We start from the raw sequence: 25,936 nt of genomic DNA, 5'->3' as shown, positions 1-25,936 counted from the left end.
TGCCGCGAATCGGAGCCCGCGCATCCTCCAAAAAGCAGATGCTTTCGCATGACCTTATGAGGAAACAGAACTTTCCGTGTCGCTGCAACGGCGCTAGGAGAGCGTCGAGGACGAGAGCCGGACTTGAGAAGTCGGCTCGATTGTTCATATATAAACTATATGCCGCTTGAGAGTGCGCCCAGGAGGAGCCCCCATGTCCGATCTGCCCGCCCGTGAATCGATGGAGTTCGACGTCGTCGTCGTGGGCGCGGGTCCGGCGGGCTTGGCCACCGCCATCCGCCTCAAGCAGCACGCCGCGGAACAGGGCGCCGACATCTCCGTGGTCGTTGTCGAGAAGGGCTCCGAGGTCGGCGCGCACATCCTCTCAGGCGCGGTGATCGATCCCATCGGCCTCGACGCCCTCCTGCCGGACTGGCGCACCGATCCCGACCGGCCGCTCAAGACGGAAGTGACGGCGGACGAGTTTTTGTATCTGGGCCATGCCGGCGGCGTGCGCCTGCCGAACCTGTTCATGCCCAAGCTCATGAACAACCACGGCAATTTCGTCGGCTCGCTCGGCAATGTCGCCCGTTATCTCGGCCGCAAGGCGGAAGAGCTGGGTGTCGAGATCTATCCCGGCTTCCCGGCTTCTGAAGTGCTGGTCGAGGACGGCAAGGTGGTGGGCGTCGCCACCGGCGACATGGGCATCAGCCGCAATGGCGAGCCCAATGCCAACTTCACCCGCGGCATGGAGCTGCGCGCCAAGTACACCATCTTCGGCGAGGGAGCGCGCGGTTCGCTCACCAAGCAGATGGTCGAACGGTTCGGCCTGAATATGGGCCGCGATCACCAGAAATACGGCATCGGCATCAAGGAGCTCTGGCAGGTCAAGCCCGAGAAGTTCCAGGCAGGCCTCGTGCGCCACTCCATGGGCTGGCCGCTGCCGAACGATGCGGGCGGCGGCTCCTGGCTCTACCATTTCGACGACAATCTCGTCTCCGTCGGCTTCGTGGTGCACCTCAACTACAAGAACCCGACGCTCTCGCCCTTCGACGAGTTCCAGCGATTCAAGACGCATCCGATGGTGCGGGACGTGTTCGAGGGCGGAAAGCGCATCGGCTACGGCGCGCGCGCCATCATGGAGGGCGGCTGGCAATCGGTGCCGCGCCTGAGCTTCCCGGGCGGCTGCCTCGTCGGCGACAGCGCGGGCTTCGTAAACGTGCCGCGCATCAAGGGCAGCCACAACGCGATCCTGTCCGGTATGCTCTGCGCCGATCACGTCTTCGCAGCGCTCCAGGCGGGCCGGGCGAATGACGAGGTCGCATCCTACGAGGAGGCCTGGCGCTCCTCGCCCATCGGCCACGATCTCAAGCGGGTGCGCAACGTGAAGCCGCTCTGGTCGAAGTTCGGCACGGTGGCAGGCGTGGCGCTCGGCGGGCTCGACATGTGGCTCAACGAACTCTTCGGCTGGTCGCCCTTCGGGACGATGAAGCACGGCAAGGCGGACCACGAATGCCTGCTGCCGCTTTCCCAGGCAAAGCCCATCAAGTACGACAGGCCGGACGGGGTGCTCACCTTCGACAAGCTGTCCTCGGTGTTTCTGTCCAACACCAACCACGAGGAGGACCAGCCGGTTCATCTCAAGGTGAAGGATATGAGCCTGCAGAAGGCCTCCGAGCACGATGTCTTCGGCGGCCCCTCGCAGCGCTACTGCCCGGCGGGGGTCTATGAATGGGTCGAGGGCGAGGGCGGCCCGCGGTTCCAGATCAACGCGCAGAACTGCGTCCACTGCAAGACCTGCGACATCAAGGATCCGAACCAGAACATCACCTGGACCACCCCCGAGGGCGGCGGCGGGCCGAACTACGTGAATATGTAATGGCGCTGACTTGCGAGCCGCCATCCCGGATAGCAGCCGCGTAAGGCGCGTGTTTCCCTCCCCACAAGGGGGAGGAAGGCCTGCTCTCCTCTCCCCTCACGCGGCTTTTACGCCCCCAGCGGCAATTGTCCCCTTGCGGCTCTCGGAGGGAGACGCCATTCTCCGGCCTGATTTGGCGCACATCTCCTCCCGATGAGATGTCGCGATGATTGGAGCCGCGCTTCGTGCCCACCTTGAAAACGCCTCTGGTCCGGAAGGGCCTGCCTGCCCTGATGCTGATGGCCGCCAGCCTCCTGGCGGCGCCGGTCGCCGCCGCGAATACGGACGATGAGATCCTGAGGCCCGCCCAGAGCCTCGAAGGCAACTTCCTCTCGGCTTATGTGGCGGGCTCCGCGCGGGATACCGAGGCGGCGTCTATCTTCTTCCGCGAGGCGATCCAGGAAGATCCCCGTAACCAGGAGCTTCTGGAGCGCGCCTTCGTCGCCTTCCTGGCCAACGGCTCCATGGCGGATGCGATCCGCGCGGCGGAGCGCCTCTCGGCCCAGGACGCGTCGAACAATCTCGCGCAGTTCGCCTTAAGCGTCCGCTCCATGAAGAACCAGAAATACGCCGATGCCCGGGCCCGGCTCTCGAAGAGCATCCGCGGCCGGCAGGCGGACCTGACGGCGACGCTCCTGACGGCCTGGACCTATGCCGGATCCAAGGACGGCAAACAGGCGCTCGCGACCGTCGACAAGCTCAAGAACGAGCGCGCCTTCGACCAGTTCCGCGAATATCACGCCGCTCTCATCGCGGATGTGACCGGCAACCCGAACGAGGCGGAGAAGCGCTTCAAGGCGGCCTACGAGGGCGAACGCAACACCCTCCAGGTGGTCGACGCCTACGGCCGCTTCCTCGCCAAGCGCGGCCGCAAGGAAGACGCCCTGAAGATCTACAAGGCCTTCGACGAGGTGGCCCCGCGCCATCCCATCGTCCGCGCCGCCATGGAGGCTCTGGAGCAGGGCAAGCCGCTTGCGCCCCATGTCACCAATGCGCAGGAGGGCGCGGCGGAGCTGCTCTACGGCCTCGGCGTCGTGGGCAATTCCCAGGGCGACGAGCTGACGGCGATCATCTATCTGCGCCTCGGCCTCGATCTCAAGGGCGATCATGCGCTTGCCCTCATCACCCTCGGCGACGTCTATGAGCGCCTGAAGCAATACGACAAGGCGAACGCCATCTTCGACCGGGTTCCCAAGGATTCGCCCATTCGGACGAGCGCAGACATCTCCATCGGCCACAATTACGAGCTGCTGGGCCGGGGCGACGACGCCATCTCCCATCTCGACGCGCTCATGAAGGCGCGCCCGGACGACGTGGAAGTCATCATGGCGCTGGGCAACGTCCAGCGCTCGCGCAAGAAGTTCGCGGACGCCGCCGAGACCTACGACAAGGCCATCAAGCTGATCGGCCAGCCGGAACGCGGCCACTGGATCCTCTATTTCTATCGCGGCACCTCCTATGAGCGCGCGAAGCAATGGGACAAGGCCGAGCCGGACCTGAAGAAGGCGCTGGAACTCGTTCCCGAGGGGCTGCCGGCCGCCAGGGCGCAGGTGATGAACTATCTCGCCTATTCCTGGGTCGACCAGAACATCAACATCGACGAAGCCTTCAAGATGCTCACGAAGGCCGTGGAGCTCGCCCCCCGCGACGGCATGATCATCGACTCGCTCGGCTGGGCCTATTACCGCATGGGCCGCTACGAGGACGCCGTGCGCGAGCTGGAGAAGGCCGTGGAGCTGAAGCCGGGCGATCCGACGATCAACGATCACCTGGGCGATGCCTATTGGAGGGTCGGGCGCAAGCTCGAGGCGAAGTTCCAGTGGGATCACGCTAAGAACTCTGATCCGGAGCACGAGGAATTGGTGAAGATCCTTAAGAAGATCGACAACGGCCTGGGAGAGGACCCGAAGCCCGCCGCCGCCGAGAATGCGCCTCCGCCCCAGCCGGAAGCGCCGAAGCAGAACGGCGGGTAAGGCTTCTCCCGAAGCGGTTGATCCTGCATCGTGGCCGGGCTCGTCCCGGCCGCTTGCGTGTCAGGGCCGCTCTTCCCAACCGCCCCGCTCTGGGGCATGGAAGCGCCATGCCCCTGCCGCTCGCCACCCGCGCTCCCGCCAAGATCAACCTGACGCTCCACGTGCTCGGGCGCCGGGCGGACGGCTATCACGACCTGGAGAGCCTCGTGGCCTTCGCCGGAACGGGCGACGATCTGCGGCTCGAACCGGGGCGGACGCTCGCCCTCGATGTCCGCGGCCCGACGGCGCCCCTTGCCGGGAGCGATTCCGACAATCTCGTCCTGAAGGCGGCGCGCCTGCTCGCGGAGCGCGTGGAGGGTCTCAAGGTCGGGACGTTTCATCTCGTGAAGCGTCTGCCCGTGGCGGCCGGAATCGGCGGCGGTTCGTCGGATGCAGCCGCGGCCCTGCGGCTGCTGGCGCGGCTGAACGGCCTGTCCCTGACCCACCCGGCCCTGCGCGAGGCGGCGCGCCTGACGGGAGCCGATGTGCCCGTCTGCCTGGAGCCGAGGGCCCGCATGATGCGCGGGGCGGGGGAGGAGATCGGACCGCCGCTCGGCCTGCCGCGCCTCTTCGCCGTGCTGGTCAATCCGCGCGTGCCTGTGGAGACCCCGGCCGTGTTCAGGGCGCTCGGCCTTCGGCCGGGAGAGGCGCTGCCCGGCGCGCGCCACCCGGCGGTCGCAGGCCTTTCCGCGAACGCGCTTGTCGGGGTTCTTCAGGAGGGCCGCAACGATCTCGAGGCGCCCGCGCGCGCCCTTCAGCCCCTGATCGGCGAGGCGCTGGGCCTGTTGCGGGACACGCCGGGCTGCCGTCTTGCCCGCATGTCCGGCTCCGGAGCGACGGCGTTCGGGCTCTACGGCGATGCCGCCACGGCCGCCGAGGCGGGCCGGCGGCTCAGCAAGCTGCGGCCGGGCTGGTGGGTGCGGGCGACGAGCCTGCGGTAGATTCCCGGGTCGATCCGACCTCCACGAAACGAAATGGCCGGGACAAGCCCGGCCATGACGTGCAGCGATGATGAAAGGCTGCGGAGCGGCGGCTTACCACGCCGGAATGATGGCGCCCTTGAAGCGCTCGTCCAGGAACTTCGCGACCTCGGGCGACTGATAGGCCTCCACGAAGGTCTTGATCTCCGGGCGGTTCTCGTCGCCCTTCCGGGCGGCGACGAAGTTCGCGTAAGGATTGCCCTCGCGCTTCTCGACCGCGATCGTGTCCTTGCGGATGTCGAGACCGCCATTGAGCGCGTGGTCGGTGTTGATCACGGCCGCGTCGAGATCGGGCAGGGCGCGAGGCAGCTGCGCGGCATCGAGCTCCGAAATCTGGATGTTCTTCGGATTCTCGGCGATGTCGAGGAGCGACGGCGACAGGCCCTTGCCGTCCTTCAGCTTGATCAGGCCCTGGGCGGCGAGCAGGTTGAGTGCGCGTCCGCCGTTGCTCGGGTCGTTCGGGATGCCGATCTTCGCGCCGCTCTTCAGCTCTGCGACGGCCTTCACCTTCTTCGAATAGAGGCCGATGGGCTGCACGAAGGTGAAGCCGACGGGCATGATCTTGTAGCCGCGGGCGGCGATCTGCGCGTCGAGATAGGGCTTGTGCTGGAAGGCGTTGGCGTCGAGGTCCTTGCGCTCCAGCGCCTCGTTCACGAGCGCGTAGTCGGAGAAGGGAACGAGCTCGACGTTAAGGCCCTTCGTGGCCGCGACCTTCTTGACGACCTGCGCCACCTCTTCCTCGGCGCCGGACATGACGCCGACCTTGATGCTCTTCTGCTGGGCCGCGACGGGCAGCGCGGTGGTCAGGGCAGCGCCCAGCGCGATGCTGGCGGCCAGAAGGGTGCGGCGGGTGAAAACGGACATAGGAGTACCTTTCAGGCAAAGTTCGCCCGGTCTTCGGCACGAAGCCGGACATGTGGTTCGGGATGGAGGGAAAGGAATCAGGCCGTGAAGCGACGACACCGCTCGGCCGGAAGAGGCCGATGGGACAACAGGAATGCCGTCATAAGGAGAAGGCGCGTCATGGCCATGGATCCTCGTGAACCACGAGGCGGGATACGCTCCGTGGCGCTTTAGCGTTTGATCACGCGGCGCAAGCTGCTCGTCTCAAATCACCGCGGCCCCGGGGCGGCCGAAGCCGTCCCGCGACAGGAACCTTTTTAAACCTGATGATTTTTATGTCAACCGTTTTGTTCTTTAAAAAGAACAAATCTGCTATGCTCAATACGCCCGGGCGATGCAGAAGTCGACGGTGTCGAGAAGAGCCTGCTTCATGGGACCGGACGGGAAGAGGGCGAGCGCATCGCGGGCCATGGCGCCGTAATGGCGGGCGCGCTCGACGGTGTCCTCCAGCGCCCGGTGGCGGCGCATGATGGCGATGGCCTGTTCGAGATCGGCCTCCTCGATCTCGCTCCGCTCGAGCACGCGCTTCCAGAAGGCGCGCTCCTCCTCCGATCCGCGGCGGAAGGACAGGACGACGGGCAGCGTGATCTTCCCCTCGCGGAAATCGTCGCCCACGTTCTTGCCCAGCGTCGCGGCCTTGCCGCCGTAATCGAGGGCGTCGTCCACGAGCTGGAAGGCGATGCCGAGATTCATGCCGTAGGAGCGGCAGGCGGCCTGTTCGGCCTTGGGGCGTCCGGCGATGACCGGGCCCACCTCGCAGGCGGCGGCGAAGAGTTCCGCGGTCTTGCCGCGGATCACGGCGAGGTACTCGTCCTCGGTCGTCTCGGTGTTCTTGGCGGCGGCGAGCTGCATCACCTCGCCCTCCGCGATCACTGTCGCGGCGGCGGACAGGATGTCGAGGGCGCGCAGCGAGCCCACCTCCACCATCATGCGGAAGGCCTGGCCGAGGAGGAAGTCGCCGACCAGCACGCTCGCCTCGTTGCCCCACTTGATTCGGGCGGCGATCTTGCCCCGGCGCATGTCGCTCTCGTCCACAACGTCGTCATGGAGGAGGGTGGCGGTGTGCATGAACTCCACGGCGGCCGCGAGCTTCACATGCCCGTCGCCCTTGTAGCCGGAGAGGCCGGCGGTCGCGAGGGTCAGCATGGGGCGCAGGCGCTTGCCGCCCGAGGAAATCAGGTGATTGGCCACTTCCGGGATCATCGTGACGTCGGAACCGGTGCGCGACAGGATCATCGCATTGACCCGTTCCATGTCGGAGGCCACAAGGGACACGAGCTTTTCGATGCTCGCATTCTTTTCGGGATGCTTGTCTTCGAACGGAACGACGACGCCCACTTGTCATGACCCGGGTTGCCGGCCGGGATGGCCGGTAGGAATATGGACTGGCATGGCACTTTCCATGCTGCAAAGCAAACGCTTACCGCAAAGGAAGGGGCGCAAGCCGATGATCGAAATCGTCCGAACCAACGATCTCGTCCTGATCGGCTTCCTACAATCCTTGTTGGAAAACGCCAATATCCCGGTTCTCGTTGCGGATGCGCATATGAGCGCCCTGGAGGGCATGATCGGGGCCTTCCCGCGCCGGGTCCTCGTTCCCGAAGGGCATATGGCGCAGGCCCGCCGCCTGATCGCCGAGGCCGGTCTCGAATCCGAGCTGCGCCATGTCTGAGACCACCCTTGAGATCACGCAGGATTTACTGCTGGGCGGGCGGGTCCGCCTCCTTCAGCCCGCGAAGGGCCATCGCGCGGGTACCGATGCGGTGCTGCTGGCCGCCGCCGCCCCCGTGAGGCCCGGCGACGTGGCGATGGACGTTGGCGCGGCGACCGGCGCGGTCGGCCTCATGGCGGCGGCCCGCGTGCCGGATGCGCGTTTCGTCTTCGTGGAGCGGGATCCCGCGCTTGCCGCGCTCTGCCGCCGCAATTGCCGGGACAACAATCTGCATGGGGAGGTCGCCGTCGCCGATGTGCTCGACAAGGCTTCCCGCCACGATGCGGGCCTGAGGCCAGAGAGCGCCGATCTCGTCCTGACCAATCCGCCCTTCCTGGAAGAGGGGCAGGCCCGGATCTCGCCCGATCGGAGCCGGGCTGCGGCCCATGCCCTGCCGGCGGGCGGATTGGAGGCTTGGCTCAAGGCTTGCGCGGGCCTGCTCAAGCCCAAGGGGAGGCTCGTGATGATCCACCGGGCCGACCGGGTCGCCGAATGCCTCGCGATCCTGGAAGGGCGCCTCGGCGGGATGGAGCTGCGCTTCGTTCACCCGGCGGCCGACAGGCCTGCGATCCGCTTCCTGCTCTCCGGGACCAAGGGCGCCCGCGCGCCCTTGACCATTCTGCCGCCCGTGATCCTGAACGGCCCCGACGGGCGCTTCACGCCCCAGGCGGAGGCGCTGCACCTGGGCGAAGCGGCTCTTCTATGAAAAGGGCGCCTTTCGGCGCCCTTATGGTCAGTACCTGTAGTAGGGCCGCTGAACCGTGCGGCAGACCTCTACAGGACGGCGCACCCAGCCGTAATTCGTCCAGACCCTCCGTCGCTCGACCCAGCAGCGCCGGACCGTGCGGACCGGACGATAACCGTAATAGGGACGATAGGGGCGATAGCCGCGATAGGGGTGGCCGTAACGGTACTCGATCACCGGGCGATGGCCGTATCCATAGCCCCGGTAATAGGGCTGCGCTTCGGCCGGCTGGACGGAAACGGCGCCGAGGCCGAGGGCGGCAAAGCCGAGAAGGCCTACAATCAAACGACGCATCGACAATCTCCTCACCTTTGCTCCGGGCGGGCCGTGACGGCTTCGCCGCAGGGCTTTTCTCCATGCTTTCTGTTTAAACGGCCGTAACTGAATGGTGGCCAACAAGTTCCCTAACGGCACATTCATCTTGGGAAGCAGGGCCGTACACCCTACATAGGGGGCATGGCTCAAACTTCGTTCTCATCCATGCTTCCCGAACGTCTTCAGTTCCTTCTTCCGAGCAAGTATCGTCGCTACACGGTTCCCATCGTTCCCGTGGTGCGCCTGTCGGGCGCCATCGGCGCCGTGATGCCCCTGCGGCCAGGGCTCGCCATGTCGAGCGTGGCGCCCCTGCTGGAGCGCGCCTTTTCCGTGCCGGGGGCGAAGGCGGTGGGCCTCGTCATCAACTCCCCCGGGGGCTCGGCGGCCCAGTCGCACCTGATCTACAGGCGGATCCGCAGCCTCTCGGAGGAAAAGAAGATCCCCGTCATCGCCTTCGTGGAGGATGCGGCGGCCTCCGGCGGCTACATGATCGCCTGCGCGGCGGACGAGATTTATGCCGATCCGGCTTCCATCGTCGGCTCCATCGGCGTCGTCTCGGCCAGCTTCGGGTTCCATGAACTGATCGAGCGCATCGGCATCGAGCGCCGGGTCCATACGGCGGGCAAGAGCAAGGCGATGCTCGACCCCTTCCGGCCCGAGAACCCGGAAGACGTGGTGCGCCTGAAGGGGCTCCAGCGCCGGATCCACGACGTCTTCGCCGAACTCGTGCGCGAGCGCCGGGGCGAAAAGCTCAACGATTCCTACGACGACCTCTTCTCGGGTGCTTTCTGGGTGGGCGCGGAGGCGCTCGAACTCGGCCTCGTCGACGGCCTCGGCGACATCCGGCCCATCCTGCGCCAGCGCTTCGGCGAGACGGTGCGGTTCCGCATGATCGAGCCCTCCGGCCCGCCGCTGCTGGGCCGTCTCTTCGGCCGCCGGTCGCTCGGCCAGAGCAGCCTCATCGATCCCGGCGAGGTGGTGGGAGCCCTGGAGGAGCGGGCCGCCTGGGCCCGGCTGGGGCTTTAAGGTCTCGGTGGCCTTCAGGGCCTGCGACAGGATCCAGGGCCTTGAGCGGGCAGGGAAATTCCGTTGCCCGCCATGACCCTATCGACCGCGAATGACAGGGATGCCGCCCCAACGCTTGACTTGGGGCCTCCGTCATCCCAAGGGTTCGCCAGAGATTTTCAAGACAAACCGGACGCCGACATGACGAGCGAACCCGCGCACATGAACCCTGCGCGCTCTTTCCAGGGCCTGATCCTCACGCTCCAGCGCTATTGGGCGGAGCAGGGCTGCGTCATTCTCCAGCCCTACGACATGGAGGTCGGCGCGGGCACCTTCCACCCGGCGACGACCCTTCGGGCGCTGGGCCCGAAGCCCTGGCGCGCGGCCTATGTCCAGCCTTCCCGCCGCCCGAAGGACGGGCGCTACGGTGAGAACCCCAACCGGCTTCAACACTATTACCAGTTCCAGGTCATCCTGAAGCCGAACCCGCCGAACCTGCAGGAGCTCTATCTCGGCTCGCTCAAGGCCATCGGCATCGACACGGGTGTCCACGACATCCGCTTCGTCGAGGACGACTGGGAAAGCCCGACGCTGGGGGCCTGGGGCCTCGGCTGGGAATGCTGGTGCGACGGCATGGAAGTGTCGCAGTTCACTTACTTCCAGCAGGTGGCGGGCTTCGAGTGCTCGCCCGTGGCGGGCGAGCTGACCTACGGGCTCGAGCGCCTCGCCATGTATCTGCAGGGCGTGGAATCGATCTACGACCTCAACTTCAACGGCCTCGAAGGGGACCGGAAGGTCACCTATGGCGATGTGTTCCTCCAGGCCGAGCAGGAATATTCCCGCCACAACTTCGAATATGCAGACACGGAGATGCTATTCCGGCACTTCCGCGACGCCGAGGCCGCCTGCCGCAAGTATCTGGAGGACGGCGAGCCCAAGTCCGGTTCCAACGACCAGCGCCATCTCATGGCCCTGCCGGCCTATGACCAGTGCATCAAGGCCAGCCACATGTTCAACCTGCTCGACGCCCGCGGCGTGATCTCCGTCACCGAGCGCCAGAGCTACATCCTGCGCGTCCGCGAACTGGCGAAAGCCTGCGGCGCGGCATGGCTGAAGACCGAGGGCGGAGGCGCGGCGGCTTAAACAACAGATCTGGCCCTTCTCCCTCCCCCTTGTGGGGAGGGATCAAGGGTGGGGGTGCCAGCGCCAGAGCTGCATAGGTTATCGCTCACACCCCCACCTCCATCTCCTCCCCACAAGGGGGAGGAGGGTCGGGGCAGCGGTTCAAGCGAGAATTTGATAACGGAACAGACCTGAGATGCCTTCAACCCGCAAAATCGGCACGTCCCGATCTCGCGCTCTGCGTCGGAATGCAACCGATGCGGAAAAGGCTCTTTGGCGCGCCCTGAAGAACATACCAGTCTACGGCAGCCACTTCAGGCGGCAGGTGCCGCTCGGCCCCTATGTTGCCGATTTCGCCTGTCTGAAGGCACGTCTCATCATCGAGCTCGATGGCGGACAGCACGCCGAAGATGAGGTCGCTGCCCGTGACGAACATCGTACTCGCTGGCTTGAAAGCGAGGGCTACCGCGTCATGCGGTTCTGGAATGCCGAGCTGAGCAAGAATATGCCTGGCGTCCTCGACACCATTTACGCGGGCCTGTATGGCTCGCCTCAATCGGAAGCGCTCGCGCTGTCCACCCCACCCCGGCCTGACGGCCGCCCTTCCCTCTCAAGGGCAGGGTAGAGAACGCACCGCCATGCCCGATCTTCTCCTTGAACTCTTTTCCGAAGAAATCCCCGCCCGCATGCAGCGGCGCGCGGCGGAGGATTTGAAGAAGCTCGTGACCGACGCGCTCGTCGAGCGCGGCTTCCTCTACGAGGGCGCGAAGGCGTTCGCGACGCCGCGCCGTCTCGCGCTCCATGTGGCAGGCCTGCCCGTGAAGGGGCAGGACGTGCGCGAGGAACGAAAAGGTCCGCGCGTCGGCTCGCCCGATGCGGCCATCCAGGGCTTCCTGAAAGGGGCGGGGCTTTCCTCCATCGAGCAGGCGAAGATCGAGAGCGACCCGAAGAAGGGCGAGTTCTACGTCGCGATCATCGAGAAGCCCGGCCGCGCCACGCCGGACGTGCTGGCGGAGATCCTGCCGCAGATCGTCAAGAATTTCCCCTGGCCGAAATCCATGCGCTGGGGCGCGGCCTCCCGCGAGCCCGGTTCGCTGCGCTGGGTGCGTCCGCTGCATTCCATCGTCTGCACCTTCGGTCCCGAGACGGAAGATCCCGAGGTGGTGCGTTTCACGGTGGACGGCATCGCCTCCGGCGATATGACGAAGGGCCACCGCTTCCTCGCGCCGGGCGAGATCCGCGTGAAGCGCTTCGACGATTATGCGCCGGCGCTGGAGCGCGCCAGGGTCGTGATCGACACGGACCGCCGCAAGGACATGATCCTGCACGACGCGAAGGACCTCGCCTTTGCGCAGGGCCTCGAACTCGTCGAGGACGAGGGCCTCCTGGAAGAGGTCGCCGGTCTGGTGGAATGGCCCGTGGTGCTCATGGGCTCCTTCGACGAAGCCTTCCTGGATATCCCCCCTGAGGTGATCCGCACCACGATCCGCGCGAACCAGAAATGCTTCGTGCTGCGCGATCCGAAGACGGGCAAGCTCGCCAACAAATTCCTGCTCACCTCCAACCTCATCGCGGCGGATGGCGGCAAGACGATTGTCGGCGGCAACGAACGCGTGGTGCGCGCGCGCCTCTCCGACGCCAAGTTCTTCTGGGAGACGGACCAGAAGGTGAAGCTGGAAGACCGGCTGGAGAAGCTGAAGTCCATCGTGTTCCACGAGAAGCTCGGCACGCAGTACGAGCGCGTGGAGCGCATCGCGGCTCTGAGCAAGGAGCTCGCGCCCATTGTCGGCGCGGATCCCGCCTTGGCGGAACGCGCCGCGCGTCTCGCGAAGGCCGATCTCGTCACCGAAATGGTCGGCGAGTTTCCCGAGCTTCAAGGCCTCATGGGCCGCTACTACGCGACGCTCCAGGGCGAGAATCCGTCCGTCGCCGCCGCCATCGAGGAACACTACAAGCCGCTTGGCCCGTCGGACCGCGTGCCGACCGATCCGGTTTCGGTCGCCGTGGCGCTCGCCGACAAGATCGACACCCTCGTCGGCTTCTGGGCCATCGACGAGAAGCCGACAGGCTCGAAGGATCCTTACGCGCTGCGCCGCGCTGCGCTCGGCGTGATCAGGCTGGTGCTGGAGAATAACCTCAAGCTCCCGCTGATCTCGCTGCTGGCGAAGCCGTTTGCGCGCGATGCGAAGGACGTTTTGTTCGAGGAATTCCTCGAAGCCAAGAAGCTGGTTGAGGCGATCGACGACAGCGCCGTTGCAGGGCTCGTGCCTCATCCGGCCCTGCCTGATCTCGAATCCATTTTCCGGCAGAGGCAGCTTGGGAATGCCGAGGGTCTCGCGCGCCTCATGTATGTGCGCGCCCTCGACCTCCTCTCCTTCTTTGCCGACCGTCTGAAGGTCTATCTCCGCGACCAGGGCGCGCGTCACGATCTCATCGATGCCGTGTTCGCGCTGGACGGCCAGGACGACCTGCTCATGATCGTCCGCCGCGTGGAGGCGCTGGGCCGCTTCCTCGACACGGAGGACGGCGCGAACCTGCTTGCCGGTTATCGCCGCGCGGCCAACATCCTGCGCATCGAGGAGAAGAAGGACGGTCGTGCCTATAACGAGGCGCCGGATCTCCAGATCGTGAACGACCAGGGCCAGATCGAGGAGAAGGCCCTCGCCGTGGTTCTCGACGCCGCCAAGCGGGAGGCCGCCGCCGCCGTCCAGGCGGAGGATTTCGAGGGCGCGATGCGGGCGCTCTCCCGCCTGCGCCAGCCCGTGGATTCCTTCTTCGACAAGGTGACCGTGAATGCGGAGGATGCAGGCCTGCGCGCCAACCGCCTGCGGCTCCTCAACGACATCCGCGAGGCGACCCGCACGGTGGCGGATTTCTCCCGCATCGAGGGGTGACAACCTCTCATTCCCGTTAAGGTGTTGCGAAGGGGGCACAGCCAAGAGGTTCCCTTCGCTCTAGGTAGGCGTCAACCGATTCAAGTCAGAAGACCGAACATGATTCGACGCCTGCTGCTCGCCGCTCTCCTGAGCGCGTCCCTTGCTGCCTGCCAAACGGCCCAGGAACCCTACGAGGTCGCTTCAAGCGACGATTCCGGCTGGTATATCGGCACCATCCCGGACGAGCCGCACGACATCCCGCTGGTCGACCGCCGCAAGATGGACGCGAAATACGCGCGCCAGACAGTCGAGTACAAGGGCCCCGAGAAGCCGGGCTCCATCGTGGTCGATATCGACGAGCGGATGCTCTACCTCGTCCAGCCCGAGGGCAAGGCGATCCGCTACGGCGTGGGCGTCGGCAGGCAGGGCTTCTCCTGGAAGGGCATCGCAACCGTCGGCCGCAAGGGCGTGTGGCCCAACTGGTCGCCCACCAAGACCATGGTCGGAATCAAGCCGGACCTGCCCCGCTATGTGGAAGCCGGTCTCGACAACCCGCTCGGTGCCCGTGCCCTCTATCTCCACCAGAACGGCCAGGACATCCTCTTCCGCATCCATGGCACCAACGAGCCCTGGAGCATCGGCGAGCAGGTTTCCTCCGGCTGCGTGCGCATGCTCAATGAGGACGTGGCCGACCTCTACGAGCGCGTTCCCGTCGGCACGACGGTCTATGTGAAACGCAACGGGCGGTACCGAGTCTGATTCAGGGCTGCGATAGATAACGATAGGGGCCGGGCTTAGACCCGGCCTTTCCTTTTTGAAGGTCTTCCTCAGATCGTGAAGAAGTCAGCCGCCGTCATCTTCAGCCCCTTGGTGAGCTGGGCGAATTTGATTTGGGAGGACGATCCGGTTCCGTCGGGATCGTAATAAAGCGCGCCGGTCGTCTTGTTGTAGATGATCCGATCAGTCGCATCGTGCGCGCGGGAGCCGATATGGAAGGCGTCGGCCTTGAGCTTCGCAGGATGGGCGAGGTTGCCGGCCTTGCCGAGGCCCTTGAAGATGCCGTTCTCGAGCCAGATGCCGTCGTCGGCGACGCGGAAGTCCAGGATCTGATCGACATTGCCTGTCTTGCTCAGCTTCGTCGTGAACATGAAGACGTCCTTGCCCGACCCGCCGGTGATCTGGTCGTTTCCGGCGCCTCCGTCGAGTCGGTTGACGCTGCCGTTTCCGAAGAGGCGGTTGGAAAAGGCATTGCCCGTCAGGCTCAGCCGCCCGGCGCTGTCGAAAGCTTGCAGGCTTTCCACCGACACTCCCGCCGCAAGCCGGTAGTTCACGGTCGAGATCACGGTGTCGGAGCCTTGTCCGGCATATTCGGTGACAACGTCCAGGGCGTTGTCCACGTAGTAGAGGTCGTCGCCTCCCGAACCTTCGAGCCGGTCGATGCCCCGCCGGCCGTCGAGGGTGTCGCCCCATTGGCTGCCGATGAGCCTGTCGTTCCCATCGGCGCCGTAGAGGATCAGCTTGGTTCCGTCGGAGTCGAGCCGGTTCGACAGGCGTAAAATCGAGTTCGGCGTCATGTCCAATAGGGAGGGTATGGGGATTCCGCCGAGGGAGGTAGTTCCCGACCCCAGGGCAATGGACAGGGTAGCCAGTTGAGTCTCGGTCCCGCCTGCAGGCGTCACCGAAAGGGTTGCCGATGTAATCGTTCCGGCAAGTCCTCCATCGCCGATGGGGAACGAATAGTTCTTACCCAAAGTATTGATATTATAATACTTTGAACTGTCTGTGACGCCATTACTAACGGCATAGTAGCTCGCAGACCCGCTGGTCGGATTATAGCCGGCTCCTATCTCTCTCGTCGCAATCAAGCCGGGAAAGAAGAACGAGAGGTCCACGCCTGAGGAACTGGTAACGGTGACGGTGAAAACGGCCATGGCTTCCTCCGCTTGGAGACGCTGCGGGCGCTGCCTTCAGAAGAGGCCATTATGCCGCAGGACGGCTGCTCGCGGAGGGTTCCTGGGCGACTATTCGGCTTTGGGTCTGGAACTTAATGATTACTTGGGAACGGAGTAGTCCGTTCAGGCCAATGGGGCGTCCTGTTGGATCCCTGCTTGCCCTGGATCTTCGGCGGGTTCTGCAGAGGCGACATATTATCCGCTTCGATAGTTCGAAAGAACCGTAGCTGTTCAGCTTGCGTTCGGGCTCCACATGTTTCAAGCCAGCACCTGCGCTGGAGCAGGGCGCTTATTGAGCCAAGAGGTCGAGTGATGACGCAGTGGGTCTATACCTTCGGGGATGGTAGGGCCGAGGGCCAGGCAGGGATGAAGAACCTGCTGGGCGGCAAGGGGGCCAATCTGGCCGAGATGTCGAACCTGGGCCTGCCGGTGCCGCCGGGCTTCACCATCACCACGGAAGTCTGCACCTACTACTACGACCATGGCCGCGCCTATCCGCAGGAGCTTCAGGGCCAGGTCGAGAAGGCCCTGGATTTCGTCGGCAAGCTCACGGGCCGCACCTTCGGCGATGCCGAGAACCCGCTTCTCGTCTCCGTCCGCTCCGGCGCCCGGGCCTCGATGCCCGGCATGATGGACACGGTGCTGAACCTCGGCCTCAACGACGTGACCGTCGAGGCGCTCGCCAAGGGCGCGGGCGACGAGCGCTTCGCCTATGACAGCTACCGCCGCTTCATCACCATGTATTCCAACGTAGTGCTGGGCCTCGAGCACCATCATTTCGAGGAGATCCTCGACGAGTTCAAGGACCGCAAGGGTTACACCCTCGACACCGACCTTTCGGCCGAGGACTGGAAGGGCCTGATCCCGCGCTACAAGGCGCTGGTCGAGAAGGAGCTCGGAAAGCCCTTCCCGCAGGAGCCGCAGGAGCAGCTCTGGGGTGCCATCGGCGCTGTGTTCGGCTCCTGGATGAACAACCGCGCCATCAAGTACCGCGAGCTGCATGCCATTCCGGCGAGCTGGGGCACGGCGGTGAACGTGCAGGCCATGGTGTTCGGCAACATGGGCGAGACCTCCGCCACCGGCGTGGCGTTCACCCGCAACCCCTCCACCGGCGAGAAGGAGCTCTACGGCGAGTTCCTCATCAACGCTCAGGGCGAGGACGTGGTGGCGGGCATCCGCACGCCGCAGGACATCACGGAGAAGGCGCGCATCGCCTCGGGCTCCGACAAGCCCTCCATGGAAAGCGCCATGCCGGAGGCCTATGCCGAGCTGTGCCGCATCTACGGGATTCTCGAGAAGCACTACCGTGACATGCAGGACATGGAATTCACGGTGGAGAAGGGCAAGCTCTGGATGCTCCAGACCCGCAACGGCAAGCGCACGGCGAAGGCCGCGCTGCGGATCGCTGTGGAGCTCGCGAGCGAGGGCCTGATCACGCAGGAAGAAGCCATCACCCGCGTGGAGCCCGCGGCCCTCGACCAGCTCCTGCACCCCACCATCGACCCCAAGGCCGAGCGCAAGATCCTGGCTACGGGCCTTCCGGCCTCGCCGGGCGCGGCCTCGGGTGCGATCGTGTTCAATTCCGACGAGGCCGAGGCGGCCAAGAAGGCAGGCCAGAAGGTCATTCTGGTGCGCATCGAGACCTCGCCGGAAGACATCCACGGCATGCATGCGGCGGAAGGCATTCTCACCACCCGTGGCGGCATGACCTCGCATGCGGCGGTGGTCGCGCGCGGCATGGGCAAGCCCTGCGTCTCGGGCGCGGGCTCGATCCGCGTGGATTACGCCGCGCAGACGCTCACCGTCGCCGGGCAGACGCTCGGCAAGGGCGATGTCCTCACCATCGACGGCTCCAACGGCCAGGTGCTACTGGGCCAGGTGAAGATGCTCGAGCCCGAGCTGTCTGGCGAGTTCGCGACCCTCATGGGCTGGGCCGACAAGGTGCGCCGCATGAAGGTGCGCGCCAATGCGGAAACCCCGCTCGACGCGAAGACCGCGCGCACCTTCGGCGCGGAAGGTATCGGCCTGTGCCGCACGGAGCACATGTTCTTCGAGGGCGACCGCATCGTGGCGGTACGCGAGATGATCCTCTCCGACGACGAGGCGGGCCGCAGGGCCGCGCTGGCCAAGCTGCTGCCGATGCAGCGCAAGGACTTCGTCGAGCTATTCTCGATCATGAGCGGCCTGCCGGTCACGATCCGTCTGCTCGACCCGCCGCTGCATGAGTTCCTGCCGCATTCGGAAGACGAGATGCAGGAAGTGGCGAAGGCGATGAACGCCTCGGTCGAGAAGCTCAAGCACCGCGCCCGCGAGCTGCACGAGTTCAACCCCATGCTCGGCTTCCGCGGCTGCCGCCTGGCGGTGGCGTATCCTGAGATCGCCGAGATGCAGGCCCGCGCCATCTTCGAGGCGGCGGTGGAAGCCGGCAAGACGACGGGCCGGCCCGTCGTGCCGGAGATCATGGTGCCGCTCGTGATGACGAAGCCGGAGCTCGACCTCGTGAAGGAGCGCATCGTCGCCATGGCGGAAGCCGTGAAGGCGGAGAGCGGCGTCGCCATCGAATATCAGATCGGCACGATGATCGAGCTGCCGCGCGCCGCCTTGCGCGCGGGCGAGATTGCGCAATCGGCCGAGTTCTTTTCGTTCGGCACCAACGACCTGACGCAGACCACGCTCGGCATCTCGCGCGATGATGCGGCCTCGTTCCTGGGAGCCTACACGCAGAAAGGCCTGCTGCCCGCCGATCCCTTCGTGACCATCGATCAGGACGGCGTGGGCGAGCTGGTGAAGCTCGCCGTCGAGCGCGGCAGGAAGACCCGTGCGAACATCAAGCTCGGCATCTGCGGCGAGCATGGCGGCGATCCGGCCTCGATCCAGTTCTGCGAAGAGACGGGCCTCGATTACGTGTCGTGCTCGCCCTACCGCGTGCCGATCGCGCGCCTTGCCGCCGCGCAGGCCGCGCTCGGCGCCAAGGCCGCAAGTCAGGCGTGATGCACATGACCCTGGCGCGCAGCCGTTTGCTCTACATCGTCGCGGTGCTGGCCTCCGGCATCGCGATCGGCCTCATTGCGGTCCTGCAGCCTCATCTGCAGCAGGCGGCCGTGCCTCCGGCCGCCTGGCCCTTCGCGGTCTCGCTGGTGATCGATCTCATCATCGGCCAGAGGGCGGCGCAGGGCAGGGCGGAGCCCCTCACCATGGGCGACCGTTTCGTGGCGGTGATCGGAGCGGGCCTGATCGTGACGGCGATGGTGGCGTTCTCAGGCTAATCATCTTCAAGGAGGAAGCGAGTGGCGCTGCACAAGGGTTCTTGCCATTGCGGCAAGGTCGCGTTCGAGGTCGAGACGGATCTCGAACAGGTCATCGAATGCAATTGCTCCATCTGCCGGCGCAAGGGTTATCTCCTGACCTTCGTGCCGCGCGGGGCGCTGAACGTGACCCGCGGCGAGGAGGATCTTGCCACCTACACCTTCAACACGCACACGATCCGGCACCGCTTCTGCTCCACATGCGGCTGCGGGACCTTTGGCGAGGGAAGGCAGCCCACGGGCGAAGCGATGGCCGCCATCAACATCCGTTGTCTGGAGAATGTCGAACTCTCCGACATCAAGACGATCCCGTTCAATGGGCGGGATCGATAGGAACAGGCCGCATCGTCATCCCGGAAGGCGCTCCGGGATGACGTGCGATGCGCCGGCGGTCACGCCAGCGATTCCGTCGAGCGGCGCAGGCCCACATACTGGAATTCCGCGTACATCAGCACCACGAGGGCTTGAGCGATCACGAAGGCGTAGCCCGCGCTCGTCGGCGCGATCCAGCCGCTCATCAGGAGCAGCGCGCTGTCGGCGACCCACAGGGCGTTGCCGAGAACCACGGCCCAGGCGACGGGCTTGAGGATCGCCTCGCGTACCCCGAGCCAGCCGAGGAAGCCCGCATAGGGCAGAAGAGCGATTCCCGCGATGCGCAGGAGCGTTTCCGGCAGGCCGAGAAGGCCGCTCAGCGGGCCGGCGCCGATCAGCATCAGCAGCCCGAAGGCGCCGCTGGTGGCGGCATCGGCCAGGAGGGCCTGGCGGAGAAGCGGGGAGGCATTGATCGTCGTCATGGTTGTCTCCTTGGGTATCGGTTGAGGCTTCAACCTGGCCCTAAGGATTTCGCAGGCCGTGAGCGCCGTCGATTACCTCCGAGGTCATGGAAGACGGGCGCGTCACAGGCTATGGTCCCCCCATGAAGACCGCAAAAAGCCAATCCGTGACTGCCTCCCTTCCTGTCGGCGACTACCTGCGCGAGTGGCGCCAGCGCCGGCGCATGAGCCAGATGGATCTGGCCCTCGAGGCCGAGATCTCCACGCGCCACCTGAGCTTTCTCGAGACCGGCCGCTCCCAGCCGAGCCGCGAGATGGTGCTGCTGCTCGCCGAGAAGCTCGACATGCCCCTGCGTGAGCGCAACATCATGCTGGTCTCGGCGGGCTATGCGCCGGTCTATTCTGAGCGCTCCCTGGACGATCCGGCGCTCGCAAGCATGCGTCATGCGGTCGATCTCGTGCTCAAGGGGCACGATCCCTATCCCGCGCTCGCGGTCGACCGGCATTGGTCCCTGGTCTCGGCCAACGAGGCGCTCGTTTCCCTGATCGGCGATGTGGACCCGGCGCTCATGAAGCCGCCGGTCAATGTGCTGCGCCTGAGCGTTCATCCCGCAGGGCTCGCTCGGCGCATCGTCAACTTTACCGAATGGCGGCATCATCTCGTGCACCGTCTGCAGCATCAGGTGGATGCGACGGGCGATGCGGTGCTGGCGGCCCTGACCGAGGAGCTGCGCTCCTATCCGACGCCCGATGCGGCTGTGCGAGGCCCTCGGCAGGGTCATGACTATGCGGGCCTCGTGGTGCCGCTCCAGCTCGTGACGGAGGAGGGCGTGCTGACGCTCTTCAGCACCATCACGATCTTCGGCACGCCGGTCGACGTGACGCTCTCCGAACTCGCCATCGAGGCCTTCTTTCCGGCCGATGCGGAGAGCGGGGAAGCGCTCAGGCGCATGGCCGGGAAGCGTCAGGCTGCCGCAGGCTGATCCGGACGGGTCCGGCCCTGCCTTAACCAGCCATCAACCTTAACCCGCGATAACTTTAAGCCAACGGAGCCCTCCTGCTGGATGCTCCGGGTCGTGTCGAGTTTTTGCAGGGTGTTTCGCGTGCGTGTTCGGAACCGTCGATCTCGGGTGAAATGGATCTGCGCCACCACGGCTCCCTGGGCGCTTGCGACGGGCCTCCTGATCTCGTTCACGGCGTCCGCCAGCAACGATCTGCATTCCGGCGTGAGCTTTTCTCCCCGCAGCGCGGCCGCCCGCATCGCGGATACGGCCCTCATCCCCCCGACCGGCGCCTCCATCGCCGGGGGCAAGCTCGGAATCGACCGCGACATTCTCCGTTCCCTGCCGCGCTACGACCTGCCGGACGAGACGGCCGATTCAGGCCCGCTCAAGGCCGACCGGAAGGCGGATGCGGGCGCCGACGCCATCGTCGACCGTTCGCTGAAAGGCCATCCGCTGGTCGCGCCGCACGCTACCCTGTCCCGCCGCGCCAAGCAGCTGGGCCCCACCCTCAACCAGGTCGGCAGCGCGCGGTTGCTGTATGGCCAGGACGAGCGCCTTCTGCCCCCGACCGTGCTCATGGAGGGCCAGCTCGAGGCGCCCGAGATGGAGCAGGTCTTCGAGCCGTGGCAGGCTCCCGAATACACCACCACGCGGCAGGCCACCTCGATCCAGTCGCCGGCCGCTGCCGCGGCCGGATCCACCGGAGCCGCGGCAAGCCCCACCACGCCCATGGTGAAGCGCGCCATCGCCCTGTCCTCCACGACGCCGGCTCCGGTCGACGCCATGCCGATCGAGATCGCGGCGGCGCCCGTCTCGCTGCAATCGCCGCGCCTGGACCGGGGCGACATGACGATCCTGCCGAAGGCCGAGGACGAGGATCGTCCGCGCTATGCCGACCTGATCGATCCCGACGATCTCACCAAGGAACAGCGCTGCCTTGCCGAGGCCGTCTATTTCGAAGCCCGTAGCGAGCCGCCGGAAGGGCAGGCCGCCGTGGCGCAGGTGGTGCTCAACCGCGTGAAGAGCGGGCTCTACCCGTCCAGCATCTGCGGCGTGGTCTATCAGAACCGCCATCGCCACTTGGCTTGCCAGTTCACCTTCGCCTGCGAAGGCAAATCCCTGCGCATCCGCGAATCCGATGCCTGGGAGCGGGCGAAGGAGGTCGCGAGCGCGGTGCTCGAAGGCAAGACCTATCTCGCCGATGTGGGCGGGGCGACGCATTACCATGCGAACTACGTCCGCCCCTATTGGGCCCGACGCCTGAAGAAGATGGACGTCATCGGCCGTCACGTCTTCTACAAGCTCAAGCCGGGGCAGACCTGAGAGAAAAGAATCGTCGCGCGTGCGTTTCGGCACTTTAAAAAATGGCGTAATCAAATAACAGGTGAAGGATAGAGTGCAGGCGAGAAGGCGATGGCAACCGTTCGAGAAGATGTCCCTGGCCGTGGTTACGGAGGCATCTACGTCGATTCTCTAATCTGGGGCGGGATGGCCTGGGATACGGCCGCGCCGGTCAAGGTCTGGTTCGGCAGCTCGTCGGACTTCGATCAGGCCCGGAATGTCCATGGCGACAGCGAATACCTGACGAGCGGCGACGCAGCGATTGATTGGACCGAAGACGAGATCCTGGCGTTTGCTTACGTTCTCTATCTTTACCAGAGCGTGTGCGGGCTGACATTCGAGTTGATCGACCCGGAGATCGAAGGCGTTGCAGAGGCCTATATCGTCTGGTGGAAAACCGATCTGGGCGATGACGTGCTTGGCGTTCACGAAATGCCTCAGGCAAGCCAGAGGTGGGGCTACTTCAATCCCAACACCGAATCCTGGAAAAACATGCATTTCGGGGGCGATGGGCTCAACACCGTGATCCACGAGCTGGGCCATGGCATGGGGCTGGCGCATCCGCACGATGGCGGAGACCGGGAAGACGGAACGACGTTCCCCGGGGTGACGGATTCGTCACCGACCGGCACCTACGGACTGAACCAGGGAATCTGGACGGTCATGTCCTACAATTCCGGCTGGGACCGGACCGGCTATGATCTGGCCTATGGTAACCAGGGAGGGCTCGGCGCTTTTGACATCGCGGCGCTGCAGGCTCTGTATGGGAAGAATTTAACGACGGCGACAGGCAACGATGTCTACACGTTGCCGTCCTTCAGCCTTTACACCGGGATACAGGGCTGGTTTTGCATCTGGGATGCGGGCGGGCAGGATACGATTTCCGCCGTCAAGGCCGTGAGCTCGGTCGAGATCGATCTGCGCGCCGCAACTCTCAGTGACAATGATCCCAATGCCGGGGGCTTCGTTTCACGCGAAGCGGGGGTTGCCGGCGGTTTCACGATCGCGAACGGCGTGACCATCGAAAATGCCCATGGCGGTTCCTACAACGACCGGCTCTACGGCAATTCCGTCGCCAACATGCTGAAGGGCAACGGCGGAGCCGATACGCTCCTCGGCAATTCGGGCAATGATGTCCTGTGGGGCGGCTCCGGCAACGACCGTCTCTATGGCGGTTCCGGAAGCGATGTCTTCGTGTTCAACACGAAGACCAGCAAGACGTCGAACGTGGATCGGATCTACGATTTCAATCCACAATATGATGCGATCCAGCTCGACAACGCAGTCTTCACCAAACTGGGATCCGGCTCAGCGTCGAGCCCCAGGAAGTTCAAGACCGACATGTTCGTCAAGAGCACGAAGGCCAAGGACCGGGAGGACCGCATCGTCTACGACAAGGGCACCGGCGCGCTCTACTACGATGCCGACGGCTCGGGCTCCAAGGCGCAGGTGAAGATCGCGACCCTCGCGAAGAGCCTCAAGCTCACCTATCATGATTTCTTCGTGATCTAGGGGCGCATAGGCGTTGAGCGGGTTCATGTCTTTACGAACGACGCTCTTGGAGTGATGCGTCGCACGACCTATCACAAACCCTCATACCAAAGGCTACAAACTTTCAATATTGCTGATGCCGGACTTGGGATAACGTACGCGTCCTGCTTCTTTGCTTGAGTCCGTGCCCATGTCCGCATCGCCCGTTCGCTCCCGCGTCTCGCCGGAACTCATCGTCGTCGCCGGCTGCCTGATCGCCCTGATCTCGTTCGGCCCCCGAGCCTCCACGGGGCTGTTCCAGCTTCCCATGGTCACGGAATTCGGATGGGGGCGCGATACGTTCGGCTTTGCCATCGCGATCCAGAATCTCCTGTGGGGGGTCGGCCAGCCCTTCGCAGGAGCGGTCGCGGATCGGTTCGGCGCGTTTCGCGTGCTCTGCGTAGGCGCTCTTCTGTATGCATTGGGCCTCGTCGTCATGGCCTATGCCACGACGCCCGGCCTTCTGCATCTCGGTGCGGGCGTGCTCATCGGCTTCGGCCTTTCCGGCTGCTCGTTCAATCTGGTGCTCGGCGCCTTCGGCAAGCTCCTGCCGGAAAAGTGGCGTCCCATGGCCTTCGGCGCGGGAACGGCCGCGGGCTCCTTCGGACAGTTTCTCTTTCCGCCCATCGGCAACGTGCTGATCGATCAGTTCGGCTGGCATCAGGCTCTGCTGGTCTTTGCCGCGAGCGTTCTGCTCGTCATGCCCCTGGCACTTGCCCTTGCAACCCGACCGACCGGCGATTCCGCCCAGGCGGGGGCGGCTGCGATGCCGAACCAGTCCATCCGCCAGGCCCTGACGGAAGCCTTCCGGCACCGTTCCTACGTGCTGCTCGTCCTCGGCTTCTTCACCTGCGGATTCCAGCTCGCCTTCATCACCGTGCACCTGCCGGCCTATCTGAAGGATGCCGGTCTTTCGGCGGCCGTCGGCGGATGGACGCTGGCGACCATCGGGCTTGCCAACGCGGTCGGCTCGCTCGCCTCGGGCTGGCTCTCCACCCGCATGTCGAAGCGCTGGCTCCTGGCCTGGATCTATCTCGGCCGCTCGGTGGCGATCGCGGCCTTCATCCTGATCCCGGCCTCTCCCGTCACCTCGATCCTGTTCGGCGTCTCCATCGGCTTGCTCTGGCTTTCCACCGTGCCGCCCACATCCTCCCTCGTGATGCTCATGTTCGGCACCCGCTACATGGCCATGCTCTACGGCTTCGCCTTCTTCTTGCATCAGGTCGGCGGCTTCCTGGGCGTCTGGCTCGGTGGCGTTCTCTACGAGATCAACGGCAGTTACAGCATGGTCTGGTGGCTCTCGATCCTGCTCGGCCTAGCCTCGGCCCTGATCAACCTGCCGATCAAGGAACAGCCCGTCGTGCGCGCTCCGGCCCTGCAACCGGCGGAGTAGCCCTCTCTCTGCTGCGAAGGGCTAATGCCCCGGCGCTTGCCCTGATCCTTCCCCGCGCCACAAATGGAGGCGAGGAGGAATCGGCATGAGCGCGTTCAAGGCTGTCGTCATCGAGAAGACCGACGCGGGGCAGACGGTCGGAATCTGCAGCTTCGACGAGGCGGATCTCATGGACGGGGATGTAACAATCCGCGTGTCGCATTCGACGCTCAATTACAAGGACGGGCTTGCGATTACCGGCAAGGCGCCGGTGGTGCGGCGCTTTCCCATGATTCCGGGCGTCGATCTCGTCGGCACGGTCGAGGCATCCTCCAACCCTGCGTTCAAGCCCGGCGACGCGGTCTTGCTCAACGGCTGGGGCTTGGGCGAGACGCATCTGGGCGCCTATGCGGAGAAGGTCCGCGTCAAGGGAGATTGGCTGATTCCGCTCCCGCAGGGGCTCACGCCGCGGCAGGCTATGGCCATCGGCACGGCGGGCTACACGGCGATGCTCTGCCTCATGGCATTGGAACGCCACGGCCTGCGCCCGGAGCGCGGTCCCGCCATCGTCACGGGAGCCGTCGGCGGCGTGGGCTCGGTCGCGGTGGCACTGCTTGCCAAGGCGGGCTGGCATGTGATCGCCTCCACCGGGCGGCCCGGGGAAGCGGATTACCTGAAGAACCTGGGAGCGGCCGAAATCCTCGACCGCAGCGAACTGACCGGTCCCGCCCGTCCGCTCGCCAAGGAGCGCTGGGCGGCGGGCGTCGACACGGTGGGCTCCACGACGCTCGCCAATGTCCTGTCCATGACGAAATACGGCGGCGCCATCGCGGCCTGCGGCTTGGCTGGCGGGATGGACCTGCCCACGACCGTCGCGCCCTTCATCCTGCGCAACGTGGCCCTGCTCGGGGTCGACTCGGTGATGGCTCCCAAGGCGCTGCGGCTCGAGGCCTGGAACCGGATCGCCCATGAACTCGATCACGACAAGCTCGCGGCCATGACCTCCACCATCCCGCTCGACCGGGTGCTCGAGGCAGGCAAGGACATCGTGGAAGGTCGGATCAAGGGCCGGGTGGTCGTGGAGATCGGCTGA

At 65.2% G+C, this 25,936-nt stretch carries 23 protein-coding genes; 18 read left to right on the top strand and 5 right to left on the bottom strand.

The annotated features are described in order from the left end of the window. The first annotated feature begins 193 nt into the window (after nt 1-193). The 3 genes from L879_RS0105495 to L879_RS0105485 all read left to right on the top strand — a co-directional run bounded on the left by L879_RS0105495 (nt 194) and on the right by L879_RS0105485 (nt 4,850). Nucleotides 194-1,858 carry an electron transfer flavoprotein-ubiquinone oxidoreductase gene (locus tag L879_RS0105495; RefSeq protein WP_027315224.1) on the top strand — a complete coding sequence of 555 codons (1,665 nt, stop codon included), beginning with the start codon at nt 194-196 and terminating at the stop codon, nt 1,856-1,858. A 224-nt stretch (nt 1,859-2,082) separates the two neighbouring features. Beyond that, nucleotides 2,083-3,870, top strand: a complete 1,788-nt coding sequence (locus L879_RS0105490; RefSeq protein ID WP_027315223.1) for a tetratricopeptide repeat protein — start codon at nt 2,083-2,085, stop codon at nt 3,868-3,870. A gap of 107 nt (nt 3,871-3,977) precedes the next feature. After that, a complete protein-coding gene (locus L879_RS0105485; RefSeq protein WP_027315222.1) occupies nt 3,978-4,850 on the top strand; it encodes a 4-(cytidine 5'-diphospho)-2-C-methyl-D-erythritol kinase in 873 nt (290 codons plus the stop codon). 93 nt (nt 4,851-4,943) lie between these two features. Here L879_RS0105485 and L879_RS0105480 read toward each other — a convergent pair whose 3' ends face one another. Together L879_RS0105480 and L879_RS0105475 are read right to left on the bottom strand one after the other, a co-directional pair. Next, entirely contained in the window at nt 4,944-5,753 is an 810-nt protein-coding gene (locus L879_RS0105480) for a MetQ/NlpA family ABC transporter substrate-binding protein (RefSeq protein ID WP_027315221.1), read from the bottom strand. A 357-nt stretch (nt 5,754-6,110) separates the two neighbouring features. Next, a complete protein-coding gene (locus L879_RS0105475; protein WP_027315220.1) occupies nt 6,111-7,130 on the bottom strand; it encodes a polyprenyl synthetase family protein in 1,020 nt (339 codons plus the stop codon). A 109-nt stretch (nt 7,131-7,239) separates the two neighbouring features. Here L879_RS0105475 and L879_RS0105470 point away from each other — a divergent pair, with 109 nt between their 5' ends. Further along, complete coding sequence (locus L879_RS0105470) at nt 7,240-7,464, top strand: putative signal transducing protein (RefSeq protein ID WP_027315219.1); 225 nt, start codon at nt 7,240-7,242, stop codon at nt 7,462-7,464. Then, the gene (locus L879_RS0105465) at nt 7,457-8,209 is read left to right on the top strand and encodes a tRNA1(Val) (adenine(37)-N6)-methyltransferase (protein WP_051435074.1); all 753 of its coding nucleotides are present in this window, start codon (nt 7,457-7,459) and stop codon (nt 8,207-8,209) included. The genes L879_RS0105470 and L879_RS0105465 overlap by 8 nt, the downstream gene beginning before the upstream one ends. Before the next feature lie 27 nt (nt 8,210-8,236). Here L879_RS0105465 and L879_RS20560 read toward each other — a convergent pair whose 3' ends face one another. Next, nucleotides 8,237-8,542, bottom strand: a complete 306-nt coding sequence (locus L879_RS20560) for a hypothetical protein (protein WP_051435073.1) — start codon at nt 8,540-8,542, stop codon at nt 8,237-8,239. A gap of 186 nt (nt 8,543-8,728) precedes the next feature. On the opposite strand from L879_RS20560, the gene L879_RS0105455 reads away from it, so the two are divergent. From L879_RS0105455 to L879_RS0105435, 5 genes are all read left to right on the top strand, one after another. Then, on the top strand, nt 8,729-9,589 hold the full coding sequence (locus tag L879_RS0105455) for a S49 family peptidase (protein ID WP_027315217.1): 861 nt from the start codon (nt 8,729-8,731) through the stop codon (nt 9,587-9,589). 180 nt (nt 9,590-9,769) lie between these two features. After that, a complete protein-coding gene (locus L879_RS0105450) occupies nt 9,770-10,711 on the top strand; it encodes a glycine--tRNA ligase subunit alpha (protein ID WP_027315216.1) in 942 nt (313 codons plus the stop codon). Between the two features lie 175 nt (nt 10,712-10,886). Then, complete coding sequence (locus L879_RS23130) at nt 10,887-11,315, top strand: endonuclease domain-containing protein (RefSeq protein ID WP_084020738.1); 429 nt, start codon at nt 10,887-10,889, stop codon at nt 11,313-11,315. A gap of 13 nt (nt 11,316-11,328) precedes the next feature. Beyond that, nucleotides 11,329-13,584, top strand: a complete 2,256-nt coding sequence (gene glyS, locus L879_RS0105440; RefSeq protein ID WP_027315214.1) for a glycine--tRNA ligase subunit beta — start codon at nt 11,329-11,331, stop codon at nt 13,582-13,584. Between the two features lie 99 nt (nt 13,585-13,683). Beyond that, nucleotides 13,684-14,325 carry a L,D-transpeptidase gene (locus tag L879_RS0105435; protein ID WP_035458786.1) on the top strand — a complete coding sequence of 214 codons (642 nt, stop codon included), beginning with the start codon at nt 13,684-13,686 and terminating at the stop codon, nt 14,323-14,325. 68 nt (nt 14,326-14,393) lie between these two features. On the opposite strand, the gene L879_RS0105430 is transcribed toward L879_RS0105435, so the two are convergent. Beyond that, complete coding sequence (locus L879_RS0105430) at nt 14,394-15,497, bottom strand: calcium-binding protein (RefSeq protein WP_154664097.1); 1,104 nt, start codon at nt 15,495-15,497, stop codon at nt 14,394-14,396. Between the two features lie 333 nt (nt 15,498-15,830). Between L879_RS0105430 and ppdK the strand changes: the two genes are divergently transcribed. The 3 genes from ppdK to L879_RS0105415 are packed head-to-tail and all read left to right on the top strand — an operon-like array spanning nt 15,831 to nt 19,156. Beyond that, nucleotides 15,831-18,509: a pyruvate, phosphate dikinase gene (gene ppdK, locus L879_RS0105425; RefSeq protein WP_027315211.1), complete on the top strand. Its 2,679-nt coding sequence runs from the start codon at nt 15,831-15,833 to the stop codon at nt 18,507-18,509. A 5-nt stretch (nt 18,510-18,514) separates the two neighbouring features. Next, complete coding sequence (locus L879_RS0105420) at nt 18,515-18,784, top strand: hypothetical protein (protein ID WP_154664096.1); 270 nt, start codon at nt 18,515-18,517, stop codon at nt 18,782-18,784. A gap of 21 nt (nt 18,785-18,805) precedes the next feature. Next, entirely contained in the window at nt 18,806-19,156 is a 351-nt protein-coding gene (locus L879_RS0105415; RefSeq protein ID WP_084020736.1) for a GFA family protein, read from the top strand. Between the two features lie 59 nt (nt 19,157-19,215). Here the strand turns inward: L879_RS0105415 and L879_RS0105410 are convergent, their stop codons facing one another. Then, complete coding sequence (locus tag L879_RS0105410; RefSeq protein WP_051435071.1) at nt 19,216-19,617, bottom strand: hypothetical protein; 402 nt, start codon at nt 19,615-19,617, stop codon at nt 19,216-19,218. Nucleotides 19,618-19,739: 122 nt separating this feature from the next. Between L879_RS0105410 and L879_RS0105405 the strand changes: the two genes are divergently transcribed. From L879_RS0105405 to acuI, 5 genes are all read left to right on the top strand, one after another. Further along, entirely contained in the window at nt 19,740-20,579 is an 840-nt protein-coding gene (locus L879_RS0105405; RefSeq protein WP_035458785.1) for a helix-turn-helix domain-containing protein, read from the top strand. Between the two features lie 120 nt (nt 20,580-20,699). Continuing rightward, complete coding sequence (locus L879_RS0105400; protein ID WP_027315206.1) at nt 20,700-21,923, top strand: cell wall hydrolase; 1,224 nt, start codon at nt 20,700-20,702, stop codon at nt 21,921-21,923. 165 nt (nt 21,924-22,088) lie between these two features. Continuing rightward, nucleotides 22,089-23,453: a M10 family metallopeptidase C-terminal domain-containing protein gene (locus L879_RS22615; protein WP_051435070.1), complete on the top strand. Its 1,365-nt coding sequence runs from the start codon at nt 22,089-22,091 to the stop codon at nt 23,451-23,453. A gap of 169 nt (nt 23,454-23,622) precedes the next feature. Continuing rightward, nucleotides 23,623-24,864 carry an MFS transporter gene (locus L879_RS0105390; protein WP_027315205.1) on the top strand — a complete coding sequence of 414 codons (1,242 nt, stop codon included), beginning with the start codon at nt 23,623-23,625 and terminating at the stop codon, nt 24,862-24,864. A gap of 85 nt (nt 24,865-24,949) precedes the next feature. Then, nucleotides 24,950-25,936, top strand: a complete 987-nt coding sequence (gene acuI, locus L879_RS0105385) for an acrylyl-CoA reductase (NADPH) (RefSeq protein ID WP_027315204.1) — start codon at nt 24,950-24,952, stop codon at nt 25,934-25,936.

This window comes from Microvirga flocculans ATCC BAA-817 (genome assembly GCF_000518665.1).
GTDB lineage: Bacteria > Pseudomonadota > Alphaproteobacteria > Rhizobiales > Beijerinckiaceae > Microvirga > Microvirga flocculans.
Note: the sequence above shows the minus strand (reverse complement) of the source record. Positions and strands in the feature narration are given on the sequence as shown.

Bases quoted from the DNA above. Each gene is read 5' to 3' on its own strand.
- L879_RS0105420 (WP_154664096.1), top strand. From the start codon at position 18,515: ATGACCCTGGCGCGCAGCCGTTTGCTCTACATCGTCGCGGTGCTGGCC.
- L879_RS23130 (WP_084020738.1), top strand. From the start codon at position 10,887: ATGCCTTCAACCCGCAAAATCGGCACGTCCCGATCTCGCGCTCTGCGT.
- L879_RS0105390 (WP_027315205.1), top strand. From the start codon at position 23,623: ATGTCCGCATCGCCCGTTCGCTCCCGCGTCTCGCCGGAACTCATCGTC.
- L879_RS0105465 (WP_051435074.1), top strand. From the start codon at position 7,457: ATGTCTGAGACCACCCTTGAGATCACGCAGGATTTACTGCTGGGCGGG.
- L879_RS0105435 (WP_035458786.1), top strand. From the start codon at position 13,684: ATGATTCGACGCCTGCTGCTCGCCGCTCTCCTGAGCGCGTCCCTTGCT.
- L879_RS0105470 (WP_027315219.1), top strand. From the start codon at position 7,240: ATGATCGAAATCGTCCGAACCAACGATCTCGTCCTGATCGGCTTCCTA.
- L879_RS0105455 (WP_027315217.1), top strand. From the start codon at position 8,729: ATGCTTCCCGAACGTCTTCAGTTCCTTCTTCCGAGCAAGTATCGTCGC.
- ppdK (WP_027315211.1), top strand. From the start codon at position 15,831: ATGACGCAGTGGGTCTATACCTTCGGGGATGGTAGGGCCGAGGGCCAG.
- L879_RS0105480 (WP_027315221.1), bottom strand. From the start codon at position 5,753: ATGTCCGTTTTCACCCGCCGCACCCTTCTGGCCGCCAGCATCGCGCTG.
- acuI (WP_027315204.1), top strand. From the start codon at position 24,950: ATGAGCGCGTTCAAGGCTGTCGTCATCGAGAAGACCGACGCGGGGCAG.
- L879_RS0105495 (WP_027315224.1), top strand. From the start codon at position 194: ATGTCCGATCTGCCCGCCCGTGAATCGATGGAGTTCGACGTCGTCGTC.
- L879_RS0105485 (WP_027315222.1), top strand. From the start codon at position 3,978: ATGCCCCTGCCGCTCGCCACCCGCGCTCCCGCCAAGATCAACCTGACG.
- glyS (WP_027315214.1), top strand. From the start codon at position 11,329: ATGCCCGATCTTCTCCTTGAACTCTTTTCCGAAGAAATCCCCGCCCGC.
- L879_RS22615 (WP_051435070.1), top strand. From the start codon at position 22,089: ATGGCCTGGGATACGGCCGCGCCGGTCAAGGTCTGGTTCGGCAGCTCG.
- L879_RS0105450 (WP_027315216.1), top strand. From the start codon at position 9,770: ATGACGAGCGAACCCGCGCACATGAACCCTGCGCGCTCTTTCCAGGGC.
- L879_RS0105405 (WP_035458785.1), top strand. From the start codon at position 19,740: ATGAAGACCGCAAAAAGCCAATCCGTGACTGCCTCCCTTCCTGTCGGC.
- L879_RS0105430 (WP_154664097.1), bottom strand. From the start codon at position 15,497: ATGGCCGTTTTCACCGTCACCGTTACCAGTTCCTCAGGCGTGGACCTC.
- L879_RS0105410 (WP_051435071.1), bottom strand. From the start codon at position 19,617: ATGACGACGATCAATGCCTCCCCGCTTCTCCGCCAGGCCCTCCTGGCC.
- L879_RS20560 (WP_051435073.1), bottom strand. From the start codon at position 8,542: ATGCGTCGTTTGATTGTAGGCCTTCTCGGCTTTGCCGCCCTCGGCCTC.